Here is a 10,827-nt window from a genome sequence, read left to right on the forward strand (position 1 = left end):
AAACGCTACACAAGGAGGTAGGAAGATATTCAATTAAATTAATGATTAGTTAAATTCAGCGAACTGTAAAACTCAAAAGATTTGATAATCAGGTCTTCAGGTACTTCTATATCTCGTTTTGGACAGGATATATCCTCCAGTAATACGAATTTCACTTTTCCGTTCGAGTTCTTTTTATCATGTTTAAGCAGGGAATTGATCTCATTAATATCCTTCATGTCAATAGCAACACCACCAAAAAGTTTGATAATGGTAGTGGTAATTTCCTGTAATTTGTTTGAAGGGAACTTCAGTAATTCTGTAGATATAAATGATTCCAGGATCATTCCAATGGCAATTGCCTCTCCATGTAGTAATTTGTCCTTTTCAGGATGGGTTAAATAGAATGATTCGATGGCATGTCCCAGCGTATGTCCAAAATTGAGATTTTTTCTAATGGTACGCTCGTACGGATCTTGTTTTACGATTTTGCTTTTCAGATTGACAGAATGTTCAATGATCACATCGAGATCTGATAAATCAAGTGAGCTCAAGTCTTTTAATCGATTCCAGTAAGTCTCGTCTGCTATCAGACCATGTTTCAGGATTTCAGCAAGGCCACTTCGCATCTCACGGGGAGATAGTGTTTGCAGATAATTACTATCAATCAGGACCATTTCTGCCTGTACAATGACTCCTACCTGGTTTTTTAAATTTCCAAGGTCGACACCTGTTTTACCTCCAACCGATGCGTCTACCATTGAAAGTAGGGTGGTGGGAACATTGATAAAGGGGATTCCTCGTTTAAAAGTTGAAGCTACAAAACCACCCAGATCGGTAACAACGCCACCTCCAAGATTGATCATTAGGCTTTTACGGTCTGCACCCAGTTCCGATAATGCATTCCAGACTCCCGTGCAGGTTTCGATATGTTTATTTTCTTCTCCCGCTTCAATTTCTATAACTTCAATTGGAAGATCGGTGGAAATATACTTTAGAAACGAGGCAAGGCAATGATCCTGCGTGTTCGTATCTACCAGAACGAATATAGAAGAAGGCTTTTTCTCCTGAATGTATTGATTGATCTTTTGGTAGGATTCAATACCGTAGAAAACGGGATTTACCGGATGTTGAGCTTCATTCATGGTCTTGGCAATTAGAGCTTCCGAAATTAAAGAGAATTTATGAAAATAGTCATCTTCAATAATTATATTTGCCCGATTAACAGCATGAAATGATAAGAAAGAAGATATTCAATAATACAAAATCTGCATTCAAACTTAAATCAAATTCAGAACTGGATCGTGCGATCTTTTTGTTCGGCATGATGAATTATTCTGCTTTGGTAAAAGCCGGGAGCGCATTAACCAAAATGGCGCTTAAGTTACATCTACCAGTGGAAACTCTCATTAAGAAGACGATCTTCGAACAATTTTGTGGAGGGGTTACAGAGGAAGATTGTAAGCCGGTAACCAAGGAAATGTATGGGGAGAACCTTCATAGTATTCTTGATTATTCAGTTGAAGGTAAAGAAAGTGAGGAGGAGTTTGATGCCGCAATGAGCAAGAAGCTCAGTCTTATTGAATATGCTAAGGAAAGTGATGAGGTCACATTTGCCATGTTCAAACCTACGGGAATTGGAAGGTTTGCGATTTGGGAAAAAGTTAGTGAGAAACTCAGTTTAACCGATGACGAGAAGGAAGAGTGGGATCGTGTTAGAAGCAGGGTCGAAACTTTATGTAAGCGAGCGCATGAATTGAAAGTGCGATTATATGCAGATGGTGAAGAAACCTGGATGCAAACTGCCGCCGATGATCTTATGGTGGAAATGATGAAAAAGTACAATCGCGATGAGGTGCTTATCTTCAATACCTTGCAATGTTATCGATGGGATCGGCTGGACTACCTTAAAGAGCTCCATGAGCAGGCTAAGAAAGAAGGTTTCAAAATTGGAGCTAAGATCGTGAGAGGTGCCTATATGGAGAAAGAGAATTCCAGAGCAAAGAAGCTTGGTTATCCATCTCCAATTTGTGAGAGCAAAGAGGCAACCGATGTTAATTTTAACTCGGTAATGTCTTATTGTTTAAATCATTTGGAAGACATTTCTGTGTTCATTGGAACCCACAACGAAGTTAGTAGTTACCTGGCGCTTCAGATCATGGAAGACAAGGGGATCGCCATAGACGATAAGAGAATCTGGTTTAGTCAGTTATACGGTATGAGTGATCATATTAGTTATAACATGGCCAAAAAAGGTTATAATGCTGTAAAGCTGGTACCATTTGGACCTGTGAGGGATGTTGTGCCATATTTGCTAAGACGTGCTCAGGAAAATACTTCTGTAAAAGGTCAAACTGGTAGAGAGCTTTCTCTGCTAAGGGAAGAGAAAAAGCGCCGGCGTGGAGATGAGTCCACCAAACATCACCGGGAATAAGGTATGCGATGGCTGGCAGGTTTTCTATTTTATAAAGTTCTGGGCTGGCACCTGGAGGATAATTTTACATCCAGATCTAAAAAATGCGTGGTGATCGTTGCTCCACATACAAGCTCTTTTGATTTTATTCTGGGAATTCTGGTTCGGAAAATCATGAACATAGAATTCAATTTTGTGGGGAAGCAGGAATTATTCAGGCCTCCTTTTGGATGGTATTTTAAATGGGTAGGTGGAGCGCCTCTGGATAGGTCTGGAAAAAAAAATAAGGTAGAATCCATCGCAAAAGTTTTTGAGGACAAAACTGTATTTCGATTAGCTTTATCTCCGGAAGGAACCAGAGAAAAAACCGATAAATGGAGAACTGGTTTTTATTACATCGCCTTGAAGGCAGAAGTCCCCATTGTAATGGTTTCGTTCGATTATAAGCTTAAAAAAGTAAAAATCTCCGATGCTTTTCAACCTAGCGGAGATTTTGATTCAGATTTTAAAACGATCACCAATTTTTATAAAGGTGTGGAAGGAAAAATTAAAGAAAATTTCTAGTTATTCTTCATCTGGAGTTTCCATTGTATGATATACATTCTGGACATCATCGTCTTCTTCCAGTTTTTCCAGCAATTTCTCAACATCAGCAGCCTGTTCAGCATTTAGAGGTTTGGTAACCTGAGGAATTCTTTCGAATCCTGAAGACAAAATCTCCATATTTCTGTTTTCCAATTCCTTCTGAATGGCTCCAAAAAACTCGAATGGTGCATAAATGTGAATACCGTCTTCATCTTCAAAAACTTCTTCAGCACCAAAATCTATTAATTCCAGCTCAAGTTCTTCCGGGTCCTGATTTTCAGCATTAATTCTGAAATTACAGGTGTGATCGAACATGAATTCCACAGACCCTGAAGTACCCAGGTTTCCATCAGATTTATTGAAGTGAGAGCGTATGTTCGCAACAGTCCTGTTATTATTGTCGGTAGCAGTTTCCACAAGTACAGCTATCCCATGAGGAGCATAGCCTTCAAAAAGAACCACTTTGTAATCACCCTGGTTTTTATCTGATGCACGTTTAATCGCACGCTCGATATTATCCTTAGGCATATTAACACTCTTCGCATTCTGTATTACAGCACGAAGTTTAGCGTTCGTGTCTGGATCTGGTCCACCTTCTTTAACGGCCATAACAATATCTTTACCAATTCTGGTAAATGCTTTAGCCATTGCAGACCAGCGTTTCATCTTACGTGCTTTGCGAAATTCAAAGGCTCTTCCCATCGTAAAAAATAATTAGGTTCGCGCAAAAATATAAAAAAGCTCCTAAATACAATATGTAGAAGGAGCTGGTTTTACAGGAATCGCGTTATTTCAATTTGTGGATTCTATAATGTCTTCAATAGTGAGGGCAAGTTTAAAATCCTTTTCAGTAACGCCATTGGCATCATGAGTTGAGAGTGAAATCTTTAATTGATTATAAACGTTTCCCCAATTTGGATGATGATCCTGTGCTTCAGCCTCGAAAGCAATTCTTGTCATAACAGTGAATGCTTCTTTAAAATTTTCAAATTCAAATGAGGTGTGAATGGCACCTTTTGCGTAAGTCCAACCATCAAGATTTTTCAACCTGTCGTCTATCTCTGTATCGCTTAATTTTTTCATGATCTTTTAATTTGTAAACATTCAAGTTACTAAGATAGAGTTGTATCCTTTCAGAAAATGAGAAGTTTAATATCAAATTAACAGCTATAATTTAGCAGAAGCTTTCACCACTTCCTGTATACTAATCTGTAAATTCTTTGGTAATCTATTGTCTTTTGGAAGTACAGCAAGGAATCTGTCAAAATTAGAATCATAGACATTTTTAAAAAGTGGGTTTTCATAGCCAAGTTCCCGGGTTAGATCTTCTACAAGGTCTCTCTGGTGAACAAGATCGTTACTTCCCAGATGAAAAACGCCCTGCCTGTTCCGGTTGATTATATAGTGAATTTGCTGAGTTACTTTCCCAATTTCTGTAGCATTTACTACCACGTTCGGAAATACTTCAAGTGGTTCATTAAGATCTACAATAGTTCTAATTTGCTTGATGCGCGGAGAACCTTTTCCAAAGATCATTGGGAGTCTAAGGATATTGTATTGTTTGTTGGGTAGTCTTAGTAAAGCGTTTTCTATTTTAATTTTAAATCTGCCATACACACTCTGACTAAGAGTTTTATCATATTCATAGGATGGGTAATTGGTAAAGGCATCAAAAACATTAGCCGAAGAAAGAAATATTAACTTTTTCTGAAATTTGAGAAGATAATCGATGATCTCAAAATGCATATGAATTTGTGCATCGAAATCTCCCCGTAGACAGGATAAAATGATGTCGGGTTTTATATTTTCAAGAAGAATACTAACGTTTTCTTTCTCAAAGTCAAAATGTTGGAATTGATGATTTCTTTCAAAGAAAGAATTCTCTGTAAAATAGGTGCCGTGCGTATCAAAATAGGAGCAAAGCTCTTTGTACAGGGCATTCCCAACAAAACCGCTTGCTCCTAAAATTAAAATTCGTTTCAAATAAATTATCCTTTATAGAAGGGCAATTTTACCTGAGTTGCTGGAATTGCTTTTTTTCTAATCTTAATTAAAATTTTATTACCAATACCTGCAGCTTCTACCGGTACATATCCTAAACCAATACCTTTTTCCAGGGATGGTGACATGGTGCCCGAAGTTACTTCCCCAATTTTCCTGCCGTTTTCATCTACTATATCATAACCCTGTCTGGGGATGGCTCGTTCATCCATTTCAAAAGCCACTAACTTTCGCTTAGGACCTTCCTTTTTTTGTTTTTTAAGGGCTTCGCTATTGATAAAATCCTTACTAAATTTTGTGATCCAGCCTAGTCCAGCTTCAATCGGTGAGGTTGTATCATCTATATCGTTTCCATATAAGGAATAACCCATTTCAAGTCGCAAAGTATCCCTTGCAGCAAGGCCTATTGGTTTGATGCCAAATTCCTCTCCAGCTTCCATTACCGCAGCCCAGATTTGTGGAGCATCCTCATTTCTAAAATAGATCTCGAATCCACCGCTTCCTGTGTAGCCGGTTGCTGAAACGATTACTTTTTCCACTCCCGCAAATGTCCCGATCTCAAACGTATAGAACTTCATGTTTTTAAGATCAATGGAAGTAAGCGATTGCATGGCTTCAGCAGCTTTTGGCCCCTGGATGGCCAGCAAGGATAATTCATCGCTCATATCACGCATAGTGGCATCTACGTCGTTATGCTGAGATATCCAGTTCCAGTCTTTGTCTATGTTCGAAGCATTAACCACCAGTAAATATTTCTCTGCTTCCAGTCTGTATATGATCAGGTCGTCTACAATACCACCATCTTCATTAGGCATGGTAGAGTACTGGGCTTTCCTGTCGGTAAGTTTCGAAGCATCATTAGAACTGATCTTTTGGATAAGTTTCAATGCATTTTCTCCGGAAATAAGAAATTCTCCCATATGGCTTACGTCAAACACACCAAGTTTTTCTCTTACAGTTTGATGTTCAACATTCACACCTTCATAAGAGACTGGCATATTGTATCCAGCGAAAGGCACCATTTTAGCGTTTAATTCTTTATGTATTGCAGACAGGGCTACTTCTTTCATTATTTTCAAAAATTTGCCCAAATTTATTGAATTCGGTTAGAATACAATATTAATTAAGCGTTTTTATATGAGTATCTTTAAGCTTTATAAAATTAAAATCTGAAAGAGACCGAATGAAAATACTTACGGCAGCACAATTGGCAGAAGCAGATAGAATAACCCTTGAAAAACAAGATATTTCTTCAGAAGAACTTATGGAGAGAGCGGGTACCTTAGTTTTTAATGAAATTCACAAAAGGCTGCAGGGAGCTCCAATTCCTATTAAGATATTCTGCGGAATAGGTAATAATGGGGGAGATGGCTTAGTGGTTGCAAGGCATTTAATTCAACATGGTTACCAGGTTCGTACGTTCGTGGTGAATTATAGTGATAAAAGATCTGAAGATTTTCTAAGTAACTATGAAAGGTTAAAGGAAATCACCAATGACTGGCCGGAGCTTATTAAAAGCGAAAAAGGTTTCCCGGAAATTCAAACAGGCGATTTTGTTATAGATGCCCTTTTTGGTATTGGCCTGAACCGGGCAGTGGAAGGCTGGCCGGCAAAATTAATTGATTTGATAAACGGTTCACAGGCATTTGTTCTGTCTATAGATATGCCCAGTGGATTGGCACCAGATCAGGTTTTTGCAAATGGCGCAGTGATTCAGGCTGGATATACTCTGAGTTTTCAATCCCCTAAATTAAGTTTCTATCTACCAGATACTATGGATTATGTTGGTGATCTTCAGGTGATAGATCTTGCCCTCGACAGGGAATATTTAGGTAACGTGAATTCAAATATGTTCCTGATAGGAAAGGAAGAGGCTCAAAGTCTATACAAGTCGAGAAAAACAAATTCCCACAAAGGTGACTACGGAAGGATTCTGATTATTGGAGGAAGTTATGGTAAAATTGGGAGTGTTATCTTAGCTTCGAAGTCGGCAATGCGCTCAGGTACAGGGCTTTGCACTGTGCATATTCCTGAGTGTGGATATAATTCCTTGCAAACTTCGAATCCTGAAGTAATGGTGCTTACAGATGTAAATTCAAAAATAATCACCAATCTTCCTTCAGATTTCGATGCTGATGTTTATTGCTTCGGAATGGGAGCAGGAACGAATGACGCTACGGTCAAAGCTTTTGGAGAGTTTCTGCAAACTCAGAAGAAACCCATTGTCGTGGATGCTGATGGTATTAATATCATATCGAAAAACAAAACATTCTTGAAGCATCTGCCCGAAAACTCTGTACTCACTCCGCATCCTGGCGAATTACGAAGACTTATTGGAGAATGGAAAGATGATTTTGATAAAATTGAAAAAGTCCAGGCTTTAAGCAGGGAATTCAATTTGATAGTTGTTGTCAAAGGAGCTCATACGTTTGTGGTAAATCAAGAAGAGATTTATATCAACTCAACGGGGAATCCTGGAATGGCTACAGCTGGTAGCGGTGATGTATTATCTGGTGTGATCACAAGCTTCATCGGGCAGAAATACAGTAGTCTCGCGGCGACAATTCTGGCTGTATATCTACATGGTGCCAGTGGTACAATTGCCAGCGACAAGCTCGGATATGAAAGTTTGCTGGCCAGTGATATTGCAGACCATATTGGTCGCGCAGTTCAGGATCTATTAGATATACCGGCCACAAAACCCAGAATGACTTAACTATAGACCTAAGTAGAATGGTTAGCTGATTGCAATAATTTTTCATTAACCCAGCTTATAGCATCATCAAGCTGAGTAAAAACCTGAAAAGCATTTGCATCTGTATAAAATTCCTTCTCCACTGTGGATGCCAGCGTACGAGTCATGTCGTTAGCACTTACGACTGCTATCACTTTCAGGTTTTGAAATTTAGCAGATTGCTTATACACCATGGGGTCTACAGCATAGCTGTTTATCCTGTTGGAAATATATGCATATGGTTTTCCCTGAAATACTTCAGTACCAATTTCAAGAAGTTTCTCATTTTTGCTAACGTCAAAAACAATTCCTTCATTCATTACTGCGATCAAAAAGTCTTCGTGAATAATTACGCTTCCGAAATCAAGTTCAATAGTAGTGTAGTTCATAAAGTTGTAGGGGCAATTTTCAGCTAATTTAATGAAGTTAGTGAGATACACAAGCATAAAAAAACCTGCCAGGAAACTGGCAGGTTTTTGATTTGATCATTTATTCTTTATTCAGTTTCAACAGATTTCTGAATATCTATCGTAAGCTCATTCTTGTCTTCATCGAGATCCATGTTGATCTTATCTCCTTCTTTAAGATTGGACGTGATGATCTCTTCTGCCAGAGCATCTTCAATATACTTCTGAATTGCCCTGTTCAGAGGCCTGGCACCATATTGTTTGTCAAAACCTTTGTCTGCAATGAAATCTTTTGCTTTATCTGTAAGAGTAAGATTGTAACCCAGTCCCTGAATTCTGCCAAATAGTTTTGCAAGTTCGATATCAATAATTCGGTGAATATCCTCTCTTTCCAATCCATTGAAAATTACCACATCGTCTATTCTATTCAGGAATTCCGGAGCAAATGCTTTTTTAAGAGCATTTTCGATTACGCTTCTAGCGTTCTCATCCACCTGAGATTTCTGAGCACTGGTTCCAAATCCAACACCCTGACCAAAATCTTTCAGTTTTCTGGCTCCAATGTTAGAAGTCATTATGATGATGGTATTTCTAAAGTCGATTTTTCTTCCCAAGCTGTCGGTAAGATAACCGTCATCAAGTACCTGTAACAACATGTTGAATACATCGGGATGAGCTTTTTCAACCTCGTCCAGAAGTATAACAGCATAAGGTTTTCTTCTAACTTTTTCAGTAAGTTGCCCACCTTCTTCATAGCCAACATATCCCGGAGGCGCTCCAATCAATCTTGAAACTGCGAACTTCTCCATATACTCACTCATATCTATACGAATAAGTGCATCATCATTATCAAATAACTCCCTTGCCAGGACTTTTGCCAACTGAGTTTTACCAACACCGGTTTGTCCTAAGAAAATGAACGAACCAATTGGTTTATTGGGATCTTTAAGACCGGCGCGATTCCGTTGTATGGCTTTTACAACTTTGCCTACTGCTTCATCCTGTCCAATGACTTTGCCCTTGATTAATTGAGGTAGTTCAACAAGTTTGTTACTCTCCGTCTGTGCTATACGATTAACCGGTATTCCAGTCATCATGGATACCACATCGGCAACACTATCTTCGGAAACAATTTCTTTGTGCTTCTTACTTTCTTCTTCCCATTTCTCCTGTGCTACGGCAAGTTCTTTCTCCAGATTCTTTTCATCATCCCGAAGTTTCGCCGCCTCTTCGTACTTCTGCTTTTTGACTACAGAATTCTTATTTTCACGAACCTCTTCCAGTCTTCTTTCAAGATCCAGAACTTGTTTCGGCACATCAATATTCGTAATGTGAACGCGGGAACCGGCTTCATCCAAAGCATCTATTGCCTTATCTGGTAGAAATCGATCAGTCATATATCGATTTGTTAACTTGACACACGCCTCTATAGCCTCATCGGTATATTCAACGTTGTGATGGTCTTCGTACTTATTCTTGATGTTATTTAAGATTTCAATGGTTTCATCTACACTTGTAGGTTCCACAATTACTTTTTGAAATCTTCGCTCCAGGGCTCCATCTTTTTCAATGTATTGCCTGTACTCATCAAGTGTAGTAGCTCCAATACACTGTATTTCCCCCCTAGCAAGAGCAGGTTTGAACATATTACTTGCATCCAGACTACCAGTGGCACCACCAGCACCTACGATGGTATGAATCTCATCGATAAATAGGATAATATCATCATTCTTCTCGAGCTCATTCATCACAGCTTTCATTCTTTCTTCAAACTGTCCGCGATATTTCGTTCCAGCTACTAAACTGGCAAGATCCAGCGTAACTACTCTTTTGTCAAATAGAATTCTGGATACTTTACGCTTCACTATTCTAAGAGCCAAACCTTCCGCAATCGCAGATTTACCTACTCCTGGTTCTCCAATTAACAAGGGATTATTCTTCTTCCTACGGCTAAGAATTTGAGAAACTCTTTCAATTTCTTTCTCCCGACCTACAACCGGATCAAGTTTATCGGCCTCGGCCATGGCAGTAAGGTCCCTTCCGAAGTTATCAAGTACCGGGGTTTTCGATTTTTTATTGGTTTTCCCTGTGCTTCCAGTGCCGCCACCACTAAACGGATTCTCACGGGTAGCTTCATCGCTTTCATCATCTGAAAAGGATTCTGCCGCAGGGCTGTCTGAAAAATCACTTTCATCGCTGGCAATCATATATTTAAACTGATCCTTTACACCATCATAATCTATCCTCAATTTGTTCAGTAATTTAGTGGTAGGATCATTCTCATTCCTTAGGATACAAAGCAATAAATGCGCGGTATTAATGGAAGCACTTTGAAATAATTTAGCTTCCAGAAACGTGGTTTTTAATGCACGTTCTGCCTGCCGGGTAAGATGCAGGTTTTTCTTTTCATTATTAATAGTGACGGTGTTAGGATTGGCCGGACTTAGTATTTCGACTTTGCGTCTCAAATGACTAAGGTCTATTTCCAATGCGGTTAGAATATCTATAGCCTTGCCATCACCATCTCTAAGTAACCCTAGCATTAGATGCTCTGTTCCAATGAAATCATGACCAAGCCTTAATGCTTCCTCTTTACTGTAAGCAATAACGTCTTTTACTCTTGGTGAAAAATTATCATCCATTTTTATCTTCCTTTCTCAATTATATTTTCACTCGAAATAGGTCAAAAACTGTACCTAATAAGGTGA

At 38.9% G+C, this 10,827-nt stretch carries 10 protein-coding genes; 3 read left to right on the top strand and 7 right to left on the bottom strand.

The window, feature by feature from the left end:
- Positions 1-38: 38 nt before the first annotated feature.
- Positions 39-1,124 carry a 3-dehydroquinate synthase gene (aroB, locus tag G529_RS0114000; protein ID WP_026916123.1) on the bottom strand — a complete coding sequence of 362 codons (1,086 nt, stop codon included), beginning with the start codon at positions 1,122-1,124 and terminating at the stop codon, positions 39-41.
- A gap of 89 nt (positions 1,125-1,213) precedes the next feature.
- Here aroB and G529_RS0114005 point away from each other — a divergent pair, with 89 nt between their 5' ends.
- Both G529_RS0114005 and G529_RS0114010 read left to right on the top strand, forming a co-directional pair.
- The gene (locus tag G529_RS0114005; RefSeq protein WP_026916124.1) at positions 1,214-2,413 is read left to right on the top strand and encodes a proline dehydrogenase family protein; all 1,200 of its coding nucleotides are present in this window, start codon (positions 1,214-1,216) and stop codon (positions 2,411-2,413) included.
- A 3-nt stretch (positions 2,414-2,416) separates the two neighbouring features.
- Positions 2,417-2,956 (top strand): 1-acyl-sn-glycerol-3-phosphate acyltransferase, encoded by a 540-nt coding sequence (locus G529_RS0114010; RefSeq protein WP_026916125.1) that lies wholly within the window; start codon positions 2,417-2,419, stop codon positions 2,954-2,956.
- Here G529_RS0114010 and G529_RS0114015 read toward each other — a convergent pair whose 3' ends face one another.
- From G529_RS0114015 to gcvT, 4 genes are all read right to left on the bottom strand, one after another.
- Positions 2,957-3,679: a YebC/PmpR family DNA-binding transcriptional regulator gene (locus tag G529_RS0114015; RefSeq protein WP_026916126.1), complete on the bottom strand. Its 723-nt coding sequence runs from the start codon at positions 3,677-3,679 to the stop codon at positions 2,957-2,959.
- Between the two features lie 90 nt (positions 3,680-3,769).
- Positions 3,770-4,060: a 4a-hydroxytetrahydrobiopterin dehydratase gene (locus G529_RS0114020; RefSeq protein WP_026916127.1), complete on the bottom strand. Its 291-nt coding sequence runs from the start codon at positions 4,058-4,060 to the stop codon at positions 3,770-3,772.
- A gap of 84 nt (positions 4,061-4,144) precedes the next feature.
- Positions 4,145-4,960, bottom strand: a complete 816-nt coding sequence (locus G529_RS0114025; RefSeq protein ID WP_026916128.1) for a sugar nucleotide-binding protein — start codon at positions 4,958-4,960, stop codon at positions 4,145-4,147.
- A gap of 5 nt (positions 4,961-4,965) precedes the next feature.
- Positions 4,966-6,048 (bottom strand): glycine cleavage system aminomethyltransferase GcvT, encoded by a 1,083-nt coding sequence (gene gcvT, locus G529_RS0114030; RefSeq protein ID WP_026916129.1) that lies wholly within the window; start codon positions 6,046-6,048, stop codon positions 4,966-4,968.
- Between the two features lie 113 nt (positions 6,049-6,161).
- On the opposite strand from gcvT, the gene G529_RS0114035 reads away from it, so the two are divergent.
- The gene (locus G529_RS0114035) at positions 6,162-7,694 is read left to right on the top strand and encodes a bifunctional ADP-dependent NAD(P)H-hydrate dehydratase/NAD(P)H-hydrate epimerase (RefSeq protein ID WP_026916130.1); all 1,533 of its coding nucleotides are present in this window, start codon (positions 6,162-6,164) and stop codon (positions 7,692-7,694) included.
- An 8-nt stretch (positions 7,695-7,702) separates the two neighbouring features.
- On the opposite strand, the gene G529_RS0114040 is transcribed toward G529_RS0114035, so the two are convergent.
- Positions 7,703-8,101, bottom strand: coding sequence for a hypothetical protein (locus G529_RS0114040; RefSeq protein WP_026916131.1), 399 nt, complete (start codon positions 8,099-8,101; stop codon positions 7,703-7,705).
- Between the two features lie 107 nt (positions 8,102-8,208).
- Positions 8,209-10,761: an ATP-dependent Clp protease ATP-binding subunit gene (locus G529_RS0114045; RefSeq protein ID WP_026916132.1), complete on the bottom strand. Its 2,553-nt coding sequence runs from the start codon at positions 10,759-10,761 to the stop codon at positions 8,209-8,211.
- Positions 10,762-10,827 lie beyond the last annotated feature (66 nt).

The sequence above is a fragment of the Christiangramia portivictoriae DSM 23547 genome (assembly GCF_000423045.1).
In the GTDB taxonomy this organism is placed as follows: Bacteria; Bacteroidota; Bacteroidia; order Flavobacteriales; family Flavobacteriaceae; genus Christiangramia; species Christiangramia portivictoriae.

Bases quoted from the DNA above. Each gene is read 5' to 3' on its own strand.
- aroB (WP_026916123.1), bottom strand. From the start codon at position 1,124: ATGAATGAAGCTCAACATCCGGTAAATCCCGTTTTCTACGGTATTGAA.
- G529_RS0114005 (WP_026916124.1), top strand. From the start codon at position 1,214: ATGATAAGAAAGAAGATATTCAATAATACAAAATCTGCATTCAAACTT.
- G529_RS0114010 (WP_026916125.1), top strand. From the start codon at position 2,417: ATGCGATGGCTGGCAGGTTTTCTATTTTATAAAGTTCTGGGCTGGCAC.
- G529_RS0114015 (WP_026916126.1), bottom strand. From the start codon at position 3,679: ATGGGAAGAGCCTTTGAATTTCGCAAAGCACGTAAGATGAAACGCTGG.
- G529_RS0114020 (WP_026916127.1), bottom strand. From the start codon at position 4,060: ATGAAAAAATTAAGCGATACAGAGATAGACGACAGGTTGAAAAATCTT.
- gcvT (WP_026916129.1), bottom strand. From the start codon at position 6,048: ATGAAAGAAGTAGCCCTGTCTGCAATACATAAAGAATTAAACGCTAAA.
- G529_RS0114035 (WP_026916130.1), top strand. From the start codon at position 6,162: ATGAAAATACTTACGGCAGCACAATTGGCAGAAGCAGATAGAATAACC.
- G529_RS0114040 (WP_026916131.1), bottom strand. From the start codon at position 8,101: ATGAACTACACTACTATTGAACTTGATTTCGGAAGCGTAATTATTCAC.
- G529_RS0114045 (WP_026916132.1), bottom strand. From the start codon at position 10,761: ATGGATGATAATTTTTCACCAAGAGTAAAAGACGTTATTGCTTACAGT.